The organism is Actinoallomurus acanthiterrae, assembly GCF_054775715.1.
In genome coordinates this window covers 5067530-5088891 of sequence record NZ_BAAHCO010000001.1, presented here as the reverse complement: position 1 = coordinate 5088891, position 21362 = coordinate 5067530, and the positions used below count along the sequence as shown (strand labels likewise).

The window sequence follows — 21362 nt, the reverse complement described above, 5'->3', positions numbered from 1 at the left end:
GACCGGAGGTCATCGTGGCGACTGAGAATGACGTCTTCGATGTGATCGCAATCGGTGCGGGGCCCGTCGGAGAGACGGCGGCCGCACGTGCCGTACGGGGCGGTCTGACAGCGGCCGTCGTCGAGGAGCGCTTGGTGGGCGGCGAGTGCAACTACTACGGATGCATCCCGAGCAAGGCGCTGCTGTGGCCGATGGAGATCGCGGCCGAGGTCGGCCGCATGCCGGGCCTCGAACTGCGTGGCCCGATCGACGCCGCGGCGGTGCTGGCCCGTCGCGATGACTTCGTGTCCCACTTCAACGACAGCGGATACGTGACCTGGCTGCGTGATCTCCCCGCGACGTTCGTACGGGGTCGTGGCCGCCTGGCCGGGCCGTTGCGTGTCGACGTGAGCATTCCGGACGGCGGCACCCGGCCGTTGCGGGCCCGGCACGCGGTCGTCGTCGCCACCGGCAGCACCCCCGGCATCCCCGACGTGCCCGGACTGCGGGAGGCGCGCCCGTGGACGAACCAGGAGGCGACCAGCGTTCAGCAGGTGCCCAAGCGGCTCGTCGTGATCGGTGGCGGGCCCGTCGCCTGCGAGATGTCCCAGGCCTTGCATGCGCTCGGCGCGCAGGAGACCACCATGCTCGTACGCGGAGATCGCCTGCTCCCCCGGACCGAGCCGATCGCCGGGGAGCTGGTGGCCAAATCATTCGCCGAATCGGGCATCGAGGTACGCGTCGGACGCTCGGCCGTTCGTGTCGAACGGCCGCTCCCGGGCGGCCCGGTGACCGTCCACACCGACGACGGTTCGCGGATCGACGCGGACGAGATCCTCGTCGCCACCGGCCGCAGGCCGGCCGTATACGACCTCGGCCTGGAGACTGTCGGCCTCGAGGCCGACGGGCCCATCGCCGTCGACGCGAGCATGCGGGCGACCGGGATCCCCGACGGGTGGCTGTACGCCGCCGGGGACGTCAACGGGCGTAACCTGCTCACGCATATGGGCAAGTACCAGGCCCGTATCTGCGGCGACGTGATCGTCGCCCGTGCCAAGGGCCTGCCGGACGACGTGCCGGCGCTTCGCGACACCGCCGGTGACCGGGGCGCACCCCAGGTCATCTTCACCGACCCGCAGGTCTGCGCGGTCGGGCGCACCGAGGCCCGGGCCCGCGCCGACGGATTCCCGGTACGCGCCGTGGAGTACGACATGGGCGCCGTGATCGGTGCGAAACTCCAGGCCGAGGACTACACCGGCCGGGCGAAACTGGTCGTCGACGAGGACCGCCACGTGCTCCTGGGCGCCACCTTCATCGGCCCGGCAGTGGTCCATCTCCTCCACTCGGCCACCATCGCGGTGACCTCCGAGGTGCCCCTCGACCGGCTCTGGCACGCCGTCCCCGTGTTCCCCACCGCCAGCGAGGTCTGGCTCAACCTCCTCGTGGAATACGGCCTGTAGCTCGGCGCGCCGTCAGCGGCCACGGGAGCGGAGTAGCGCTTGGCGGCGCGTCGTCTCAACATTAGACGTCTCGGGATGGCGTAGCGGGGTTGTCTGGGAGTCGTGGCCGACCTGCCACCCCGGCACTCATCCAGGAGATCATGATGCTGAAGAAGACGATCGCCGCTCTGGGTCTGGCTGCAGCCGCCGCCGTCTTCGCCCAGCCGGCGTACGCAGCCGCCAGTGTCCCGACCACCGCGGGCACCCACGTTGTCGCGCTCGGCGCGTTCCCGAGCCCGCTGATGGCGCCCATGGGCGACGGCAGCCCGAGCGGAGGCGTGGGACGCCGCTGAGCCTTCGGCCGGGGGCACGGACCGAGACCGGTACTCCGGCCACGGCGGCCCGGGACGCTCCGCGTCCGGGCCGCCACTCCTGCCACCCGCGTTTCCGGGCGTAGGCTGAAAGTGGGGCTGCACCCGATGGCGTGTGCGGGAGCACCCGTTCACGACCCGCTGACGGGACGGCTCTCTGGCTTGATCAACATCACGTGCTGGGCCAAGGACGCCAACCCGTTGATGGCCGCTCTGGCGAGCGCGGCCGCCGACAACGTCGAACAACGGCTGCTCGAACTCGGATCGGAGCGCGAGCGGGCCCTGCTCGCCGCGTTCCTCGGCATCAGCAGGCGTGGCGGCGGTGCCGTCGTCACCGTCAACGAGGACCTGATCATCGCCAACCAGCATGCCGCTCACCTGCTCGAGCCCACCGACCACACGGTCGTCAGGGACAAGGTGGCCGAGTTGTCGCGGGCCGACCAGGAGCTAGTCGAGCAGGTCATGCTGGCACGAGGGGACATGGCCACCATCCGGGTCCGCCCGGTGCGGGCGCGGACCGAGGGCGCCGGCGCCGTCGTCGAGATCCAGGTCGCACCGGACGCCCGGCCACCTCGCCACCTGGTCCGGCCCTTCGAGCTCAGGCTGGCCGGCAGCTCCCACGTGTTCAGCACGGTATGCACCGATCTGGAGACGCACTGCCGGAACCGCACCTGGGTGCTCCTGGAAGGCGAGCCCGGCGTGGGCAAACTGGCGCTCACTGAAGCCGTGCACCGCAGCCACGGCCCGGCGAGCCCCTTCGCGGTGATCCAGCCCCAGGATCTCGCCGAGGACCGGACGGCCTGCCTACGCCGGATGAGCGCGGCCATCGGCGTGCCCGGAGCCACCGTGGTGCTGCGCTACCCGGAGCGGTACCCCCGAGAGACGATCCCCGCGCTCCTGGAGTGGCTGCGCGCCGCTGCCGGGCATCCGGGCCGGCCCTGGGTGGTCGCCACCGCCTACCTCGAGGCCGAGCCGCCGGAAGATCTGTTGTCCACGCTCGCGGTGACGCTGACCGTTCCGGCACTGCGCTACCGAGTCGAGGATGTGCGCGATCTTGTGCCCGTTCTGCTGCGCAGGCTCTCCCGCGGCGGGTCCGTATCGTGCTCGCCCGCGGCCATGCGGGTGTTGCTGCGCTACAGCTGGCCGGGCAATGTCACCGAGCTCCTTCACGCGCTGCGATTCGCACTCACCCGCCGGCGGATCGGCGAGATCCAGCCGCAGGACCTCCCCGAGGTCTGCCACGTGACCAGCCGGCGCGTACTCACCCCGTGGGAGGCCACCGAGCGCGATGCGATCATCCGCGCGCTGCAGGAGACCGACGGCGACAAGGCCCTGGCGGCCCATCTGCTGGGCATCTCACGGGCGACCATCTACCGGAAGATCAACGCGTACGGCATCTCCGTCGACGGGCGATGAGCAACGCCCTCGGCGACGGGCCGCCATCACCAAAGGCAGCCCGGCCGCCAGTGACATGCGCTCGGAAACAGCCGGGAGAAATTCCGGGTCAGTCGGTGGGCCGACGGGCCTTGGTCGCCTCGCGAAGGACCGCCCAGGCGTCCGCCACCGGCCCCATGTGCCCGAGCTTGTCGGGGTTGAGGACCGTACGGATCGTCTGGACCCGCCCGTCGAGGATGTCAAGCACCCACGTGTTGACGACCTTGCCGTCCCGGTCACGGAAGATCGCGCCCGGCTGGCCGTTCACCTCGTGCGGCTCGACGACGCCGCCGATCCGGGCGAACGGCGGGGCGAGCGCGGCGAACACCCGGGTCACGTTGTCGGCGCCGATGATGCCCGCGCCCCACAGCGGGGTCTTGCCGCCACCGTCGGCGACCAGGTGAACGTCGGCGGCCAGCAGCTCCCGCAGGCCGTCGAGGTCCCCGTCCCGGAAGGCGTCGAAGAACCGCTCGGCGAGTCGTTCGCGCTCGCGCCGGTCGGCCTCGAAGCGGGGCCGGCCTTCGGCCATGTGGCGCCGCGCCCGCACCGCGAGCTGGCGGCACGCCGCCTCCGAGCGCCCCACCGCCGAGGCGACCTCCGGGAAGCCGAACCCGAACACCTCGTGCAACACGAACACCGCCCGCTCCAGCGGGGACAGCCGCTCCAACAGCAGCAGGGCCGCCATCGACACCGAGTCGGCCAGCTCCGCCGACCGCGCCGGGTCCTGGTACGGGTCGGCGAGCAGCGGCTCGGGGAACCACGGCCCGACGTACTCCTCCCGCCGGACGCGGGCCGAGCGCAGCACGTTGATCGAGATCCGGGTCACCACGGCCGACAGGTACGCCTTGACCGACACAGGCCGGGTCGGGGAGGCCGAGAAGCGCAGCCACGTCTCCTGGACCGCGTCCTCGGCCTCGCTCACGCTGCCCAGGATCCGGTACGCGATCGAGAACAGCAGTGGCCGCAGCTCCTCGAACGCCTCGCCGCGGGTGGACATCAGGGTCACGCCAGCGCTTCCTTGAAGCCCAGCCGCCACGAGGGGTAATGCGGCTCCCAGCCGAGTTCCCGCCTGGCCTTGGCGTTGGAGGAGCCGCACACCTCGTTCATCATCAGCACCGCCAGCTCTCCGGCCGCCAGCCGCCCCAGCCATCCGGGCACCCGCCTCGGCGGCTTCGCCCCGGCGCACTCGGCCAGATAGGGCAGCCACTCACCGACCGGGGCCGGCTCGTCGTCGACGATGTTGAACACGCCGCTCGCCTTCTGCTCCACAGCCAGCACGGTAGCGCTCACCGCGTCGTCCAGATGTATCCACGACCAGTAACCGGTGCCTTCCCCTACCAGCGGAAACTTCCGCTTGCGGATCAGCTCGATCTGATCGTCGGTGGCGCCCGGACCATAGAACCAGCCGTAGCGCAGGGCGGCGCCTCCGGCCTTGAGGACCGCCTCCTCGACGTGGCGGATCGGCTTCATCACCACGTGCGCCGCAGGCCCCGCGTGCAGCTCCAGCGCGCCCTGCTCCGGCTTGTCCCATCCGCCCTCGCGGGTCCCGTTCCAAGCGGCGTTGCTCTGCGCGACGAAATGGGACACGCCGGTCGCCTCGGCGGCCGCCAGCAGGTGGTCCGTCCCCTCGACGCGCAGCCGGTTGGTGTTCGCGAAATACCGGTCGGACTTGAAATCGGGCTTGCCGGCATGGACGAAGTTGAGAGCGGTCATCTGATGCACGATCACGTCCGGCCGGGCCTTGGCCACCGCCTCACCGACCGACGCCGCGTCCAGCCCGTCCATCACGACGCCGTCCGCGCCCATCTCCGCCACCAGGCCCAGCTTGGCCGGGCTCGTCGTCGTCGCCGTCACCTGATGGCCCCGGGCCACCAGCTGCGGCACCAGCAGCCGCCCCAGCACCCCGGTCCCGCCCGCCACGAACACCCGCATGTCAATCACCTTCCCGACGTGAACCGTCCGTCCTCGCTACCCGAGACAAGACAGCCCCGTTTCGTGTGACATGGGCACGGCGAAAACCGCGGGATTCCCCTCAGGTCATCGCAGTTCCTCCGCGACGACCCGCCGCCGCTCCGTGGCACGCGGGCCGAGCGCGTAGTACAGACCGCCCGCCACCACGATCCCGGCCAGCCAGGAGAAGTCGGTGTGCGCCAGCAGGCGGGCGAGCGGCCCGCGCATCACCGGGACCAGGCCGTACTGCCAGCTCCACGCCGCCACGATGCCAAGAGCGAGGCTCACCAGCGCCGGCCGGTTGAACGCCGGCCCGCCGGAGCCGTACAGCGCGGTGACGTCCGGCCGGCCCCGGTGCCGGAGGAAGAAGTCGACGACGACCACCGCCGCCCAGGGGCTGATCCACACCAGGATCGAGCTCATCCAGTTGTCGAAGGCACCGGCGAAGCTGGCGGAGCGGATGAACACGACGAGCACGGCCGAAGCGATCACTCCGGCGAACAGCGTGACCTTCCATCGGGCGGCGCGGACGCCGACGGTCAGCGCCGCGAGGGAACAGGAGTACAGGTTGAGGATGTTCGTTGCGATCGGGCCGTGCATGATCAGGAGCAGCACCGGGATGGCCATCACACCGAACGTCCGGGCGACCAGGTCGGCCGGGTCGCTACCGCCGCCGGATCCGGCGAGCACCGCGCCCAGCGCCGCGAGCCACACGCTGGGCAGGTACACCCCCACGGCGGTGGCCAGGAAGACCGCGCGCTCGCCGGTGCCCCGGCGGACGAATCGGCTGTAGTCGCCGGAGTAGGGCAGCCAGGAGATTCCCCATCCGACGCCGATCGCGGTCAGCAGCTGGGTGATGGCCGTCGCCTTCCCGCCGTCGCCGAGGGGATGCATGGGGGTGGACCAGTGCGGGTGCGCGCGGGTGAGGGCCAGCACCGTCATCACCGCCATCACGATGACGGTCAGCGGGACGGTGTACTTCTCGAAGGTGCGGATCGCGTAGAAGCCCAGCAGCGCCAGTGCCAGCTGCGCCACCATGATCAGGGATCCGATCAGGTACTTCGTGCCGGAGCCGCCGTGCACGCCGAGGCGGGCGAGGATGCCCAGCACCAGGTCGAGGACCACCCAGGTGTTCACCCCGACCCAGCCCATCGCGAGCAGTCCCTGGATCACGCCGGGAACGGCGGCGCCATGGCGGCCGAACGTCGCGCGGCCGAGCAGCATCTGGTTGACGCCGGTGCGTTGCCCCATCAGGTTGAACAGCCCGAATGCCGCGCAGCCGACCAGGTTGCCGACCGCGACGACGATCAGCGTCTCCACCACCGTCAGGCCCAGTGTGACGCCGAGCGCTCCGAGCACCCAGTTGATCGGCGCGATGTTCGCGCCCGCCCAGATCCAGAACTGTTCCAGCGCTGTCGAGTCCCGGCCGTGCTCGGGGATCGGCTCGATGCCGTGCGCGTCGAAGCGCGTCGTCTCTGCGTGCCCGGAGGCGATGGTTTCGGCGGACATGGGAACCTCCTCGGGCCGCGCCTCGATGATGCTGCGCGGCGTGTTCTCGTGGGGTTCACAAAAGCATGCACGTCAGCCGCTGAAGAGTGGATGAACGTCCACTCCCTTCGCCTGGACGCTGTGTTAACTTCCAGGGATGGTGACGATCCGGCGGCTGGTCGCCGACCCCACCCTGACGCTGCGGGTGCTGGAGCCCGGTGCCGACGGTGCGCTGGACGCCGAAATACGCTGGGTGCACAACACCGAGCTGCCCGATCCGTCGCCCTACCTGCGGGACCGGGAGCTGGTCCTGACGAACGGCCTGTGGTGCGCCGGCCCCGACGACGCCGAGGCGTTCGTGGCGCACGTCGCGGGCGCGGGTGCGGGCGGGATCGTGTTCGGCCTGCGAGAGAGCGTCCGCCGGGTCCCGGCGGAGCTGGTCGCCGCCTGCCGCCGGGCGCGCCTGCCGCTCATCGAGTTGTCGGTGGACGTTCCGTTCACCGCGCTCTCCCACGCGATGGCCACCGCGTACGCCGAGGAGCGGCAGCGGGACCTGCTGGGGCGCATCCGGCGGAGCGACGCGCTCACCGACGTGATGGCGCGGGGCGCCGGCGCGTCCGGCGTCCTGCGGGTGCTGCGCCGCGACCACGACCTGCCGCTGGCCGTGGTCGACCGTACGGCGAGGGTCGTCGCGGCGGCCGGCGCCGACCTGGACTCCGGGCAGGCACGCCTCATCGCCGAGGCCCTGGCCCGGCATCCGCCGCCGCTGGAGCTCGACCTCGGCCCGGACGGGTACGCATCGATCTTCCTGATCGCGGCGCTCGGTGAGGTGGACGCGGGCCTGGTGTGCCTGCGCCCGATGGCCGAGCTGAGCCCGGCCGAGCAGGACGCCATGGGTCAGGCGGCGTCGTTCCTCAGCCTCGAGGTCGCCAAGCAGCAGGCCGTGCAGGCGATCGAGATGCGGTTCGCGGGCGAGCTGCTCGACATGGTGCTGTCCGGGCCGGGGCGGCAGGCGGAGCTGCCGGGTCGCCTGCGGGCGTTCGGGATCGACGCGAGCCACCCGCTCGCGGTGTGCGCGCTGGCGTTCGCCGACGACGACGGCCTCGGTGCGACCGGCCTCGGCGACGCGCTGACCGGGTTCTTCCTGGCCCAGGGCGTTCCCGTGGTGACCGCGGCCGCCAGTCAGGACGTCGTCGTGATCGTGTCCTGGCGGGCCGCGGAAGCGGAGTTCGCCGCTCTCGCTCGGCGGCTGGTGACCGACCTGGCGCCGCGGTTCGGCGGCCGCCGCCTGGTCGCCGGGCTCGGTGGGACCGCCCCGGACGCGGCCGGACTGCGCCGTCCGGTGCTGGAGGCGCGGGAGGCCTGCCGCGTGCTCCGCCGCCGAAGCGGCGGCCCGGCCGTCATGGCGTACGACGACCTCAACACCCACCTGCTGCTGCTCGGCCGGCACGACCCTGAGACGCTGCGGCGTTTCTCCTCGGCCGTACTCGGCCCGCTGCGGGCCCACGACGCGACGCGCGGCGGGGGGCTGGAGACCAGTCTGCGCGCGTTCCTGGACAACGACGGCCACTGGGCGGCCACCGCCGCGGCGTTGCACGTGCACGTCAACACGCTGCGGAACCGCATGGGGCGGGTCGCCGAGCTGACCGGACGCGACGTCAACCGGACCGAGGACCTGGTCGACCTGTTCCTCGCGCTACGGGCCGACACGCTCAGGCAGCTCCCCTGACCGGGGCGAAGGGACGCGACGAAGGACCCGCCGCCCCGATCTGAACGGGTCGGCCATGTACACCCCGCCGGCGCGGCCTGGGTCCTGGGTCAGTCGGCCGGGTAGACCGCCGGGTCGACGTCAGGCGGCTCCGGGCCGCGGCGGGGCAGCGTCCGGTCCGCGCGTACGCGCTCGGCGACGTCTTCGCACCGGTCGAACCGTACGTCGCCGCACTCCAGCGCGTACTCGATCAGCGTGCGCAGCGCGACGGCCCGGCCGGGCCGACCGGTCAGGAACGGGTGGTTGGTGAGGTTGAACAGGCAACCGTAGTGCCGCATGGCGTCCAGCTCCAGCCGCCACATCTCCAGCGCCTTCGCCGGGGACTCGATGACCGAGCCGACGTGCGGGTCGGGCAGGAAGGCGTACTGCTCCCAGTCGTCCAGCGACCAGTGCACCGGTAGCTCGACGACGTCGGCGCCCGACGTCGCCAGCAGGTACGGGCGGTCGTCGCCCATCAGCGAGGAGTCGTACCGCAGCCCGTGCTCGGCGATCAGCTCCGGGGTGCGCCACGTCGCCTCCCACAGCGCGGCGCGGTGCCCGGCGATCGCGATGCCCTGGTCGGCGAAGACCTCCAGCGCGCGCTCGAAGTCGGCGCGTTCCTCGGCCGCGCTCATCCCGGTGGGCGGACGGTGACTGTACGAGTGGTGCGCGACCTCGTGACCGGCCTCGACGATGGCGGCCGCCAGGCCGGGCCGCCGCTCGGCGACCCAGCCCGGCACGAAGAACGTCGCGGGCACACCGAGATCGGCCAGCAGTTCCAGCAGCCGTGGCACGCCGACCTCCGGGCCGTACGCCTGGTGCGACATCGTCATCGCGTGGCCGGCGAACCGCCGTCCGTGCGCGAGGACGGCCGCCTCGGCGTCCACGTCGAACGTCAGGGTGAACACACACCGGGCCCCGGCCCGCCAGCCCGACTCGTCCATCGCATCATCTCCGTCCACTCCGGCCGGTGCCGGACTCACGCCGCGCCGGCCCGCTCACGGCGATGGCGCTCCGCGTTGTCCAGCGTCGCCATCGGCTGCAGCAGTCGGCGATCGAATTCTGCCAGCGCGGCCCCGCTTTCCAGCCGCCGGGGAAGATCGGGGTTGGCGAGGGCGCCGTGCCCGAGGGACAGCAGATCCGCGTGCCCGTTCTCGAGCACGTCCGCAGCCTGGCCCGGATCGTGCATGCCGCCGTTGGCGATCACCGGGAGACCGGACACCTTGCGCGCGAGCTGCGTGATGGTGACCTCGCCGTCGAGCGTGGCGCTCTCGATCCAGCCCCGTCCCTCGCTCGCGATGTGAAGGTACGCCGCCCCCGCCGCGGCCAGCGCATCGAAGATCACCTCGGCGTCGCGGGCGCCGCCGGGCCAGCGGTGGGCGAAGTCGTTCACCTTCCCCTGGGACAGGCGCACGCCGATGACGGCGTCCGGGCCGAGGTCGGCGCGGATCGCCGCGACGACCTCCGCGGTGAGTCGCAGCCGATTGACCAGCGCGCCACCGTAGCCGTCGCTGCGCCGATTGGTGTAGTCGGTCAGGAACTGGTCGAGCAGGTAGCCGTTGGCAGCGTGCACCTCCACGCCGTCGAACCCGGCGCGCAGGGAGTTCCCGGCGGCGGCGACGAACCCGGCCACGGCCTCGTCGATGTCGGCGGCGGTCATCGCGCGGGGCACCGGCCACGGCCCGCTGCCGCCGTATTCGGGCATCATCGCGCGCAGTGGCGCGACCGCCGACGGGCAGGCGGTCCCCGCCCGGTACGGGTTGCCCTGGGACAGCGCTCCCGCGTGCATCAACTGCTGCACGGTGCGCGCCCCGGCGGCGTGTACCCGCTCCGTGACCTCCCGCCAGGCCTCGACGTGCCCGTCGGTCACGATGCCCGGCTGGTTGAAGTATCCCTGGCTGTACCGGTCGTCGGTGTAGGTGCCCTCAGTGATCACCAGGCCGAAGCCGCCGCGGGCGAACTCGGCGTAGTACTCGGCCATCTGCCGGGTCGGCGTGCCGTCCGGTGCGGCCGACACGCGGGTCATCGGCGCGACCGCGAGCCGGTTCCGCAGGTCCAGACCCGCGACGTGCAGAGGTGCCAGAGCCGGATGCGCGGCCCCGAAGTCGATGATGGTCACTGCTTCTCTCCTGTGTCATGAAGAGCGGGGACCCGCTCGGCGGACTCATGGGCGGGCGACAGGTCGAGGGCCAGAGCCGTCGGCTCGTTCCCCCCGTTGATGCCGACGACGTCCTGCGGACAGGCGGAGACCACCAGCACGCAGTCCATCGCCGCCTCGAAGGTCACGCCGTCTCCCGGCCGGCTCAGCGCGGGCAGCCAGTTCAGACCGCCGTCCCCGTCGATCGAGATCCGCATGAAGACGTTGATCGGCTGGGGAACGACGGCGGTCCGCAGGCCCACCTCCCCGAGGGCGCGGTGCAGGTTCTCCGCGCATGAGGCGTGCCGGCCCTCGACGCCGTGGGCCCGGTATCGCGCCGGGTCACAGGCGGCGATGAGCATGTCATGCACTCCAGGGGACGTGTCGCCGGCCAACGTCAGGATCGGCCGCCGCCGGTCGGTGACGAACGACTCCCCCAGGGCCGGAAACAGCCGCCCGAGCTGGGTTCGGGTATGTGCGGCACTGAGATGTTCAGACGGATCCTCGGCGGCGAAGCAGAAGACATCGCCCACCTGCCGGCCTTCGAGGTCGACCACGCGGACCCGGTCACCGGTCGCGAGCCGGACCGCGCGTGCCTCTCTGGCGGGCACCACGACCCGGCGCCTCGTCGAATTCATGGGCGTCAGTCAACCCCGACGGCAGCCCGACCCGCCATGGACCTTCGTACAGCCTTCAGGCACCTCGACTGGACGATACGCCAGGCATTGGTATCGCCACCGGCACCCGGCACAAAAGGGACTCGGTGTCCAGGTAACCGATAAAGTGACACGGCCCAGCCGGCTTGCAAGCTATTGGCCGATCTTGTCGTTATCGTCGTACCTCCGGAGTCGGCGGCGAGAACATCGGAGGTGACGATGCGGACCGGACGGTGGATCGTCGTCGTCTGGCTGGTCATCGGAGGGCTCGCCGCAGGGCAGCGCCATTACTACACCCGGTTCGACGGGAGCTGCGCGAACTTCGCCACGATCGGCCTCACATGGATCGCCGGTCCGCTCAACTACATCGGCCTCAACCCGAGCGCCTACTGCAAGGTTCCCCAGCCCAGCAAGTGACGCCGTAGAGCGTGCGTCCGGCGAGCCGGACCGGCCTGCCCGGCGTGCCGGCTCTTGACACCTGCCCGAAACAGGAGAATCCTCCGTCGCATCACTTGGATCGATCCAAATCACCTGATCAGGCCCACGAGCGCCGAGTGCGGCAGGAGGTTCCCGGCTCCCGAGGGCCGGGGCGCGGAAAGGAATCTCAATGACTGTGCGCGTCGGAGTGATCGGAACGGGTTGGATCGGCCGGGAGCACATCCGCCGGCTCACCGACACCGTGACCGGTGCCGAGGTCACCGCGGTCACCGACCTCGACACCGCACGCGCCGGGGACGCGGCGGCCGACGTCGGCGCCCGGGTCCTCACGGACGGCCCCGCGTTGATCGCGGCGGACGACGTCGACGCGGTGCTCGTCACCTCCTGGGGTCCCACGCACGCGGAGCACGTACTGGGCGCGATCGCCGCCGGGAAGCCGGTGTTCTGCGAGAAGCCCCTCGCCACCACCGTCGAGGACTGTCTGCGGATCGTCGAGGCCGAGATGGCGCACGGCCGCCGGCTCGTCCAGGTCGGCTTCATGCGCCGCTATGACGCGGGCTACCGGCAGATGAAGCGCGTCGTCGACTCCGGCCGGATCGGCGCGCCGTTGGTGGTGCACTGCGCCCACCGCAACCCGACCGTTCCGGAGTCGTATGTTACCGACATGGCGGCGCTCGACACGGCGGTGCACGAGATCGACGTGCTGCGCTGGCTGCTCGAGGACGAGATCGTCTCCGCCCAGGTGGTCACGCCACGCTCCACGAGCAAGCGGTTCCCGCACCTTACAGACCCGCAGATCATGCTCTACGAAACCGCGAAGGGTGTCCGCATCGACCTGGAGGTCTTCGTCAACTGCCAGTACGGCTACGACATTCAGTGTGAGGTGGTCGGCGAGGAGGGGCTCATACGGCTGCCCGATCCGGCCGCGGTCGGCGTACGCACCGCGGGGCAGCACAGCACGGCGGTCCTCACCGACTGGGTGGACCGCTTCGCCGACGCCTTCGACACCGAGTTCCGCGAGTGGATCGCGGGCGTCGCGGCGGGCGACGCGCCCACCGGCCCATCCGCCTGGGACGGTTACGCCGCGACCGTCATCTCCAACGCCACCGTCGAGGCCCGGCGGTCGGGCGGCGTCGTCGGTGCCGGCATGAAGCCCCGTCCTGCCTTCTACGCGGGCACAACGCCGTCGCGGCGGCCCGTCGAGGGGTGATCAGCGCACCGCGTACGCCCGTACGATCGTCTGCTGGACCGAGTCGCCCGCGCTGTCGGTGGCGGTGGCCCGCAGCGAGACGGACCCGGGCGTCGCGGGGTTGGTCACGGTGGCGACCCAGCCGCCGCCGGAGCGTACGACCGGTACGTTGTGCCAGCTCGTACCGTCGTCGGCGGAGGTCTGCACGGTGAGTGCGGCGACCGACGCCGATGCGGCGCCCGGGTTGCGGACGACCCGCACCGGGAGGCTCACCGTCGCGCCGGCCGCGGCCTGGTTGGCGTCGTCGAGCCCCGGCACCGCGAACCGTACGGCCTGCAGCGGCAGTGGACGCCGGCTCTTGGTGTGCCCCGACCGGAACGTCCACGCCGTCGTCACCGCGATGGACGGCGTCACCGGCCGCTGGGCCGACACGCTCAACGTGTAGGTCGCCGAACGCGCGGGCAGCGTCGCCGTCAGGGCCGCGTATCCGCCGTTCAGCTTCGCCGTCTTGACCACGGTCGAACCCCGCGCGAGCTGGACCGTGCCGGTCGCCCGCACGTCCCGGCCGACGTGCCCGGTGGCCGCGTCGCTGAACAGCCCGTCGCCGCCGTAGGTCAGCACGTCGCCGGTTCGGTCGCCGCCTCCGTTGCCGGGGAAGGCGGGGCCGACGGCGGCGGCGTTCCACGTCTCCGTATAGGCCTTGGCGGCGTACGAGGCGTCGGGCGCGGCGAGCGTGCCTCCCTGCAGCAGGCTCCGGTCGTCCGGACCGTAGTACAACGTCCGCGAGTAGGCCTGCTTCGGGGTGACGTACTCCGTCTGCGCCGCCGGCAGCCGCATCGGTATGCCGGTGCCCACCGACAGGAAGACGTCCGGCAGCACGGGTGCCCAGACGTGGCTGCCGATGGTCTCCGCGCCCGGTGTCCGCCAGTTCATCCGGATCGCGGCCAGCTCGGCAGTCGAATGGTGGTACGTCGGGTCGGCCGGTACCTGGCCGCGGACGACGTCGGCCAGGTCGTACCGGTACTTACTGGGCGCGGTCTCGGTCGCGTCCTGCTGGGTCCACAGCGACTGGACGTTGAAGACGATGTCGTGGTCCCTGACCGGCAGCACGCTCACGTGCCCGGGCCTGCCGCTGCCGATGCCGACGATGGCCCCGCCCCGGCCGTTGTAGGCGGACATCGCCTCCAGCGTGGCGGTCGCGTCGGGCCGGTCGAGCGTGACCGTGACCGGTTTCGCCGTGCGGGCGTCGAGCGCGACCCGATGGTCTCTCGCGCCGACGGTGTACGGCTGGAGCAGGCTGCTGACATCCGTCCCCTGGGTGAAGACGGCGGCGTGGGCGATGTACTGCTTGGCCCGCAGCCGTACGGTGGCCGTGCCGCCCACGGTCGCCGTCCTGGTGACGGCGCCCGTCGCCGGGTCGAAGAAGTCGATCCCCGTGTCGCTCGGCTGCCCGTCGCGGTCGACCGCCGAGACCGTGACGTCGTACGCCTCCGGCTCGATGAACGCGCCGACGCCCGTACGCACCACGACCTTCCGGTCCGCGGAAGTGGCGGTGATCAGCCCGCTGTAGGTGCCCGGGGTGACGCCGTCGGCCCCGATCGTCGCCGTGACCCGCACGGTCGCGCCCGGCCGCAGCGTCACCGTGGACGGGCTCAGCCGGACGAGCCTGGACGGAACGCCGGCCGTGCGCAGCGTCAGCGTGATCGGGCCGGTGCCGTAGTTGGTGTAGGCGTACGTACGGGCGGCCGACTGCCCGGTTGGGTGCGGCCAGGCCAGCGCCGCCGACATGCCTGCCGGCGCGGCGGTGACCTGCTGGGTGATGGCCCGCGCGATGTCGAGACGTCCGGTGCCCTCGTGATACGCGGACTCGTCGGCGCCGGGATGCGCGGAACCGGTCAGCGCGGCCTTGAGATGCGGGGCCGTCCAGTCCGGATGCTGCCCCGCCACGATCGCCGCGGCCGCGGCGACGTGCGGAGTCGCCATCGACGTGCCCGACAGCTTCTGGTAGGCCGTGCCCACCGGCGTGCCCAGCTCCGAACCGGCCGCCTTGGCCGCGATGATGTCCACGCCCGGCGCGGTGATGTCGGGTTTGACGGCGTAGTCGCCGGCGCGTGGACCGCGGGAGGAGAACGGCGCGAGCGCGTCGGCGGAGTCGACCGCGCCCACGGTGAGCGCCGCGTCCGCGCTGCCCGGCGACTCGATCGTGCCGTCGCGCCCGTCGTTGCCCGCCGCGACCACGAAGAGCGTCCCGGTCTGCGCGGTGAGCGTGTCGACCGCCTCTTCGAGCGGATCGACGCCGGGCGAGTCAGTGCCGCCGAGGCTCAGGTTGACCACCCGCGCCTTGGCCGTCCACGCCGCCCAGGCCATGCCGGCCAGCACCCACGACGAGTCGCACCACCCGGCGTCGTCGCAGACCTTCCCGACCGCGAGCTTCGCACCGGGCGCGATGCCCTTGTACCGCCCGTTCGACGCGGCACCCGAACCGGCGAGGATCGACGCGACGTGGGTGCCGTGACCGTTGCCATCCGTCACATCCGCCGCGCCCTGGTCGGTGAACCCGCGGCTCTGCGTCACCACGCCGCCGAGGTCGGGATGCGCCGGGTCGTACCCGCTGTCGAGCACCGCGACGGTGACGCCGTCGCCGGTCAGTCCCCTGCGCCATGCCGCCGGCGCGCCCACCTGCGCGGCGCTCACGTCGTCGGTGACGCGCAGCTTGCCGTCCAGCCAGATCTTCGTCGTCGAGGTGGCGAACGTGGTGGGCTGGGCGGCTCCTGCGGTGAGGTCGCGCCAGGCCGCCCCGGCGTTCGGCTTCGGGATACGGGTCGCCGACATGCCCAGCGCGGGCAGCTTCCTCGTGCCGTGCCCGTACGGCAGGATGGCGGCGCCCTTGGTGATGACCGGGATGTCGGCCGTGTGCGCGTCGTCGTACCCCCACGCCGCCAACTGGGTCACGTCGAACAGCCGCTCGTCGAGCCTGCCCCTGGCGATCAGGCTCGCGGCGTCGGCCGGCTCGACGAACACGTGCCCGCCGTACGCCTTCACCCCGTACGGCACGTTCGCCCGACCGGTGCCGCGGACGACCTGTACGGAGGGCCTGCCACCGGTCCGTACGGTCACCCGGTCGCCGGTCAGGAGCGTGACCTGGCGTGCCACGGCCGGCTGCGCGCGCTGCGAATCGCCGGCCGCCAGGCTGGACGGTCCTCTTGCGGCGATGACGGTCACGATGGCGACGCCGAAAGCGGTCGCGACCCGGCCGCCACGTCCTCGCTTCCGCATTCCCGGTCCTTTCCTGGGTCCACCGGAATGCCGGGCTGAACCGGCCCAGCGCGCGATCTCGACCGTGTCGCGGGCCGTGCCAATGGGTCAAGCCGACCGCGACGGGCCGCTCCGCGCGCCGGCGGGCGCGATCGGCGACAACCGCACGTCATGGACGTCCGAGCGGCGTCACCCGCCGTGATGAATCCTGAAAGCAGGGAGTATCGCTTTCACAGGGCCGTCGCCGCCGTCACCAACGCCGCGACGACGACCATGCGCGATGCCGACATCCTTCGGCTCCCTCGTCTCGGACCAGACGCCGACGGGCGCTCAGGATATGCGGAGCGGCGGTCCCACTTTGCCTGCGCCAAACCCCCGACGTTGCAGGATTGGCCGGCATGTCGGGAGACGGTCTTCGCGACGGCAAGATCAAGATGAGGAGTAAACGCAGTGTCCGCCGACCTTGAGGTTCATCTCCCCGATCGTCCTCGTCGGGGCGCCCAACTCGCGATGCTCGCCTTCGCGATGACGGTCGCGCTCGCCGCCTTCGCGCAGGTCGGGCTGGCGCGGGACGGGCAGCTACCGGCCGGGATGTTCGGATACGGTGGCGGGCTCGCCGTCCTCGTCGGGATCGCTTACGTGATCGTGGCCAGGTTCGCGCCGTACGCCGACCCGGTGCTTCTCCCGTTCGCGGTGTTCCTGAACGGGCTCGGGCTGGCCATGATCTACCGGCTCGACCTACAGCACAGTAAGAACTGCGTCGCGGCGAAGGCAGCAGGCCAGCAGTGCTATCCGATCAACGCCTCAGCGGCGAACCAGCTCATGTGGACGGCCATCAGCGTCGTGTTCTTCGCGGTGGTGCTGCTGGTGCTGCGTGACCTCCGGGTGCTGCAGCGCTACCGATACACCATCGGCGCGGTCGGCCTGTTCTTCCTCATCCTGCCCGGGCTGCTGCCGTCCTCCATCAGTGGCGCGGGCGGCGCGAAGGTCTGGCTACGGCTCGGCGGGTTCTCGATCCAGCCGGGAGAGTTCGCCAAGATCGCCCTGATCGTCTTCTTCGCCGGCTACCTGGTTTCCAAACGCGACGCGATGTCCCTGGTCGGCAGGCGGATCGGCCCTCTCGCGCTGCCGCGCGGCCGGGATCTGGGCCCCATCCTGGTGATCTGGTTGATGAGCGTGGCGGTTCTCGTACTGGAGAAGGACCTCGGCCAGGGCGTCCTGTTCTTCGGCCTGTTCATCGCGATGCTCTACATCGCGACCGAGCGGGTCTCCTGGGTGCTGATCGGCCTCGGGCTGTTCTCGGCGGGCGCCTTCGCGGCGACCCAGCTACCCTTCCTCGGCCACGTCAACCAGCGGTTCACCGTATGGTCGAACCCGAAGGCGTACTTCGACGGCGGCTGCGCCATCGGCGGCAAGGTCGTCAACCAGCAGACCCAGGCCTCCCTCATCCACGCGACGTCGGACACCGCCGACTTCGTGAGCAAGTGCATCGCCCTGGGCGGGCACTACGCCGACAGCGGCCAGCCCATGCGAGCGATGTTCTCCCTCGCGCAAGGCGGTGTGCTGGGCACCGGACTCGGGCAGGGCCAGCCGTACCTCACGCCGGTCAGCTACGCCGACTACATCTTCACCTCCTTCGGCGAGGAGCTGGGACTCGCCGGGCTGATGGTGATCCTGCTGGTCTTCGCGCTGATCGTGGAGCGCGGTATGAAGGCCGCGCTCCTCATCCGCGACCCGTTCCTGAAACTGTTCACCGGCGGGATCTCCTTCATCTTCGCCCTTCAGGTCTTCCTGATCGTCGCCAGCGTCACCGGGCTCATCCCGCTGACCGCCGGCGTCACCACGCCCTTCCTGGCGCAAGGCGGATCGGCGCTGTTGTCGAACTGGATCTTCATCGCCATCCTCATCCGCATCAGCGACGCGGCCCGACGGCCCGCACCTCAACCGATCCAGGACGAAGGCATGACGCAGATCGTGCGCGCGACCTGAGCGTCGGGCAAGTCGAGCTGTCACGTCACGCCATCAAGGGAGTCCTGCAGACCCCTGCGGTCGTGAACGGCTTCGGAAAGGCCGTTCCGGAACTCGCCGGCGTCGACACGTCAGGCGTCTACTGGGGCTCGAACGCAGTGCTGCAGAACTATCAGAACACCAAATACTGGGACATCCCGATGTACGCGGTCTTCCGCCAGCACGTGCTGCGGGACGGCATGACGACCGACTCGGCCTTGACCGCGGCGGAAACCGAGGACATCCCGGCCTACATCAGGAGCCAGGCCGCCGCCGGCCTGGACTGGTAGCCCAGCCGAACCCACATCACGCCGGTGCCGTGGTCCGCCCTGGGGACAGCATCATGGGGGAGCAGGAGGCCCCGCTCCCCCATCGCATCAGGCGTGGCTCAGGAACTCAATCCATCGAACCGTCACTGGGTTGGTCAAGAATTGGCAGCCGCCGTAGGGGCTGAAGGCGTATTGTCTTCCGACGGTGTCTTGGACGATCCCTCCCCAGGGGCCTTCGGAGCAGATCGTGCTGGCCTGGGCGTTGGCCCAGCCGACGTTGTTGTTGTAATCGCCGTTGAAGACGTAGCAGTAGTCATTCCCGCTGTAGAGGGCTATGTGTACGTCGGCGCGCGAGCAGTCGGGCACCCAGGTGACGGTTGCCTGTGCGGGTGCTGCCAAGGCAAGGCTGCTGGCGAGGGCGGCTCCGGTGACGGCTGCAGCCGCCACCTTTCTGCGAATATTCACGGTCATCCTCTCAGAGAAGGGCCGGGGCCCTGCGGGCCTCGTTAGGGTTTGCGAGGCGGTGAGTCAGCACGGAACTCGGCCGGAACCTAGCTCGTGGGAGTAGGCGGAGCCCTGAACGAACGGGACATCCCGAGCTGGATTGGGCAGCCTGCGGGGCGGGCAGCGACATGAAGCTCCCCGAGGCACCTGGATCCACTCGGAAACGGAGCGGTCACTCCCATTCGCTTGGCATGCTCATCACTTGGGTCTGGCCACCTCCCCTGGTCGCCTCAAGCACGGAATCCGAAGGCACGCTCCGCACGCATTGCCTGCCCACTGGTCTTCGGTGAGCCCCGCTACGGTGACGCTAGGGACATGGACCCGTCGGCCGTCCTAGATTCGTCCTAGTGCGAGGTCGGCCGGGGGATCGGCGCTTGAAGCCGACGTGACCGGGCCTCGGCCGACGCGACCGATCGGCCAGGCCAGGCGCGTCCTCGAGGTCAAGGATCGCGGCGGGTTCCTTCTCGCCAACGCCTGCCCCGGCCGACCTTGCTCCCGTTGGGATCGGAGAGCGCGCCGAACGGCGTGGGGGCTTGTCCGACGAGGCCGTGGAGGTGGGCGTAGGCGACCGCATGGACGCGGTCCCGCAGATTCAGCTTGGTCAGGATGCGCGAGACGTGGGTCTTGACGGTCTCGTCACCGATCCCGAGACGATCGGCGATTTCGGCGTTGCTGTACGCCTCGGCGAGCAGCAGCAGTACCTCGCGTTCCCGTGTGGTGAGGAGGTCAAGGTCGGCCGGGGTGGGAGGCGAGGCGATTCCGTCGGCGAGACGGGCGATGAGGCGCCGGGTCACCGAGGGATCGATGAGGGCGTCGCCGCGGGCGGCCACCCGGATGGCCGCGATCAGCTCCTCCGGCGGGAGGCTCTTCAGCAGGAATCCGCTGGCGCCCGCCCGCAGCGCTCGGTGGACGTACGTGTCGTTGTCATACGTGGTCAGCAGGATCACCTTGGTGGTGTTGGCCGGATCGGCGAGGATCGTCTCCGTGGCGCGCAGGCCGTCGAGCCGGGGCATGCGGATGTCGATGATCGCGACGTCGGGACGCAGCCGGAACACATCGCTCACGGCGGTCCGGCCGTCCGACGCCTCCCCCACGCATGCGAGGTCGGGCTGGGTGTCCAGGACGGCGCGCAGACCTGAGCGGAACATGGCGTGGTCGTCGGCGACCAGGACACGCAAGGTCATGAGGGGTCCAGGGGGAAGGTCACGGTGGTGATCCAAGTTCTGCCGTCGGGGGCGGGCCCGTAACTGGTGAAACCTTTGAACATGGCGGCACGGCTGCGGATTCCTTGCAGTCCCCGGTGCGGTGAGTCCAGCCGGGTGCCCGCTTCCGTGGCGAGAGGGTTGGAGGTGGTCACGGTGAGGCTGGACCGCTCGTAGCGCAGTTCGACCTCCGCGACGCCGCCGGCGCCGTGCCGCATGGCGTTGGTGAGCATCTCTTGCACCACGCGGTACACGGCGATGTCCAGGGACTCCGGCAGCAGGGACGGAACGCCGTCGACGGTCACCCGCGCCCGTAGGCCAAGGGCGCGGACGGTGTCGAGAAGTTCGGCGAGGTTGTCCAGACCGGGCTGGCTGTCCTCCCCGGACGGGTTGCCGTGCAGGAAGTCCAGGAGACGCCGCAGGTCGAGCATTGCCGCCCGGCTGGACGTCTCCACGGCGGTCAGCGAGTTCGCCAGGTCCCGGGCGGCCGGCGCCGCCGTGGCCCGCAACCGGGCCACGCCGGCGTGGACGCCGATGGCGCTCACGTGGTGGGAGATCACGTCATGCAGATCGCGGGCGATGCTGCTGCGCTCTTCCGCGATGGCCGCGGCCAGGGCCTGCCGCGCCTCTCGCTGTTCGCGCTCGGAACGCTGTTCCAGTTCGGCGATGTACGCGCGTCGGGCGGTGGTGTACCGCCCCACGAGCCAGGGCAGCAGCGCGTTGGCCATGGCGTTGAGCAGGATCCACTCCGGCCCGACGCGCGGCCCGCGGAGGATGTGTGCGGCGACGGTCCCTGCCGCCAGGCAGACCAGGGACATCACCGCCGGCCACCGGTTCAGCCAGGCACCCGCCCGGTACGCGGAGATGAGCAGGCCCGCGGTGTTCAGTTGGGGCAGCGGACCGGGCCGGGGCGGACCGGCCCTGGGAAACAGCACCGCGCCCCCCACCGTGACGGCCACCTGGGCGACGGCCACCACCCCCGACAGACGCGGTGCGCCGCCAGGCCGGCGTCCACCACGGTGATCGCCACCAGCATGACGCAGCGCCATCCCACCGGATACGAGGAGGAACTGCTGAAGAAGAAGGAGAGGCAGTCCACCACCAGGGTGACCGCGGCGATCACCATCGCCTGGCGGGTCAGCGACCCGCTGACATCCCGGACGCGGACGGACCCGGTTCCGCGCCCGTCACGTCCTTCCCTGTCGAGCACCGGCACCCCTTTCGTTCTCCGCTCCGGTTGCCCGTCGGGGCGGCGGCCCGCGTCACCCGGGTAGGTGATCACGATCGCCCATAATGC

19 protein-coding genes are annotated in these 21362 nt (G+C 70.9%); 8 read left to right on the top strand and 11 right to left on the bottom strand.

Translation table 11 applies throughout. From position 1 onward, the window contains the following. Window positions 1-14 precede the first annotated feature (14 nt). The 3 genes from ACYVF7_RS24260 to ACYVF7_RS24250 all read left to right on the top strand — a co-directional run bounded on the left by ACYVF7_RS24260 (window position 15) and on the right by ACYVF7_RS24250 (window position 3205). Window positions 15-1439: a dihydrolipoyl dehydrogenase family protein gene (locus tag ACYVF7_RS24260; RefSeq protein WP_460344859.1), complete on the top strand. Its 1425-nt coding sequence runs from the start codon at window positions 15-17 to the stop codon at window positions 1437-1439. A 140-nt stretch (window positions 1440-1579) separates the two neighbouring features. Then, entirely contained in the window at window positions 1580-1771 is a 192-nt protein-coding gene (locus ACYVF7_RS24255) for a hypothetical protein (protein WP_460344856.1), read from the top strand. Window positions 1772-1951: 180 nt separating this feature from the next. Further along, window positions 1952-3205 (top strand): helix-turn-helix domain-containing protein, encoded by a 1254-nt coding sequence (locus ACYVF7_RS24250; RefSeq protein WP_460344853.1) that lies wholly within the window; start codon window positions 1952-1954, stop codon window positions 3203-3205. Between the two features lie 88 nt (window positions 3206-3293). On the opposite strand, the gene ACYVF7_RS24245 is transcribed toward ACYVF7_RS24250, so the two are convergent. From ACYVF7_RS24245 to ACYVF7_RS24235, 3 genes are all read right to left on the bottom strand, one after another. Then, window positions 3294-4220, bottom strand: coding sequence for an RNA polymerase sigma-70 factor (locus tag ACYVF7_RS24245; RefSeq protein WP_460358082.1), 927 nt, complete (start codon window positions 4218-4220; stop codon window positions 3294-3296). Between the two features lie 5 nt (window positions 4221-4225). Next, on the bottom strand, window positions 4226-5155 hold the full coding sequence (locus tag ACYVF7_RS24240; RefSeq protein ID WP_460344850.1) for an NAD-dependent epimerase/dehydratase family protein: 930 nt from the start codon (window positions 5153-5155) through the stop codon (window positions 4226-4228). A gap of 105 nt (window positions 5156-5260) precedes the next feature. Then, entirely contained in the window at window positions 5261-6682 is a 1422-nt protein-coding gene (locus ACYVF7_RS24235; RefSeq protein ID WP_460344847.1) for a purine-cytosine permease family protein, read from the bottom strand. Window positions 6683-6818: 136 nt separating this feature from the next. Here ACYVF7_RS24235 and ACYVF7_RS24230 point away from each other — a divergent pair, with 136 nt between their 5' ends. Then, window positions 6819-8390, top strand: coding sequence for a PucR family transcriptional regulator (locus tag ACYVF7_RS24230; protein ID WP_460344844.1), 1572 nt, complete (start codon window positions 6819-6821; stop codon window positions 8388-8390). A gap of 89 nt (window positions 8391-8479) precedes the next feature. Here ACYVF7_RS24230 and ACYVF7_RS24225 read toward each other — a convergent pair whose 3' ends face one another. From ACYVF7_RS24225 to ACYVF7_RS24215, 3 genes are read right to left on the bottom strand one after another with little or no spacing between them, the layout of a single operon-like run. Continuing rightward, window positions 8480-9352 carry a polysaccharide deacetylase family protein gene (locus ACYVF7_RS24225; RefSeq protein WP_460344841.1) on the bottom strand — a complete coding sequence of 291 codons (873 nt, stop codon included), beginning with the start codon at window positions 9350-9352 and terminating at the stop codon, window positions 8480-8482. 35 nt (window positions 9353-9387) lie between these two features. Continuing rightward, window positions 9388-10527 (bottom strand): NADH:flavin oxidoreductase, encoded by a 1140-nt coding sequence (locus tag ACYVF7_RS24220; RefSeq protein ID WP_460344838.1) that lies wholly within the window; start codon window positions 10525-10527, stop codon window positions 9388-9390. Then, window positions 10524-11183 (bottom strand): DUF1989 domain-containing protein, encoded by a 660-nt coding sequence (locus tag ACYVF7_RS24215; RefSeq protein ID WP_460344835.1) that lies wholly within the window; start codon window positions 11181-11183, stop codon window positions 10524-10526. Before ACYVF7_RS24215 ends, ACYVF7_RS24220 begins: the two co-directional genes overlap by 4 nt. Window positions 11184-11420: 237 nt before the next feature. Between ACYVF7_RS24215 and ACYVF7_RS24210 the strand changes: the two genes are divergently transcribed. Beyond that, on the top strand, window positions 11421-11618 hold the full coding sequence (locus ACYVF7_RS24210; RefSeq protein WP_360900514.1) for a hypothetical protein: 198 nt from the start codon (window positions 11421-11423) through the stop codon (window positions 11616-11618). A 190-nt stretch (window positions 11619-11808) separates the two neighbouring features. Beyond that, on the top strand, window positions 11809-12849 hold the full coding sequence (locus ACYVF7_RS24205; RefSeq protein ID WP_460344832.1) for a Gfo/Idh/MocA family protein: 1041 nt from the start codon (window positions 11809-11811) through the stop codon (window positions 12847-12849). On the opposite strand, the gene ACYVF7_RS24200 is transcribed toward ACYVF7_RS24205, so the two are convergent. Next, the gene (locus tag ACYVF7_RS24200) at window positions 12850-16104 is read right to left on the bottom strand and encodes a S8 family serine peptidase (RefSeq protein WP_460344829.1); all 3255 of its coding nucleotides are present in this window, start codon (window positions 16102-16104) and stop codon (window positions 12850-12852) included. 429 nt (window positions 16105-16533) lie between these two features. Here ACYVF7_RS24200 and ACYVF7_RS24195 point away from each other — a divergent pair, with 429 nt between their 5' ends. Continuing rightward, the gene (locus ACYVF7_RS24195) at window positions 16534-18072 is read left to right on the top strand and encodes an FtsW/RodA/SpoVE family cell cycle protein (protein WP_460344826.1); all 1539 of its coding nucleotides are present in this window, start codon (window positions 16534-16536) and stop codon (window positions 18070-18072) included. 62 nt (window positions 18073-18134) lie between these two features. Beyond that, on the top strand, window positions 18135-18380 hold the full coding sequence (locus ACYVF7_RS24190) for a hypothetical protein (RefSeq protein ID WP_345430414.1): 246 nt from the start codon (window positions 18135-18137) through the stop codon (window positions 18378-18380). 87 nt (window positions 18381-18467) lie between these two features. On the opposite strand, the gene ACYVF7_RS24185 is transcribed toward ACYVF7_RS24190, so the two are convergent. The 4 genes from ACYVF7_RS24185 to ACYVF7_RS24170 form a co-directional block, all read right to left on the bottom strand. Continuing rightward, window positions 18468-18830, bottom strand: coding sequence for a hypothetical protein (locus ACYVF7_RS24185; RefSeq protein WP_460344823.1), 363 nt, complete (start codon window positions 18828-18830; stop codon window positions 18468-18470). A 473-nt stretch (window positions 18831-19303) separates the two neighbouring features. Beyond that, entirely contained in the window at window positions 19304-20047 is a 744-nt protein-coding gene (locus tag ACYVF7_RS24180; RefSeq protein WP_460344820.1) for a response regulator, read from the bottom strand. Then, window positions 20044-21000, bottom strand: a complete 957-nt coding sequence (locus tag ACYVF7_RS24175; RefSeq protein ID WP_460344817.1) for a sensor histidine kinase — start codon at window positions 20998-21000, stop codon at window positions 20044-20046. Before ACYVF7_RS24175 ends, ACYVF7_RS24180 begins: the two co-directional genes overlap by 4 nt. Next, the gene (locus ACYVF7_RS24170; RefSeq protein WP_460344814.1) at window positions 20949-21347 is read right to left on the bottom strand and encodes a hypothetical protein; all 399 of its coding nucleotides are present in this window, start codon (window positions 21345-21347) and stop codon (window positions 20949-20951) included. The genes ACYVF7_RS24175 and ACYVF7_RS24170 overlap by 52 nt, the downstream gene beginning before the upstream one ends. Window positions 21348-21362 lie beyond the last annotated feature (15 nt).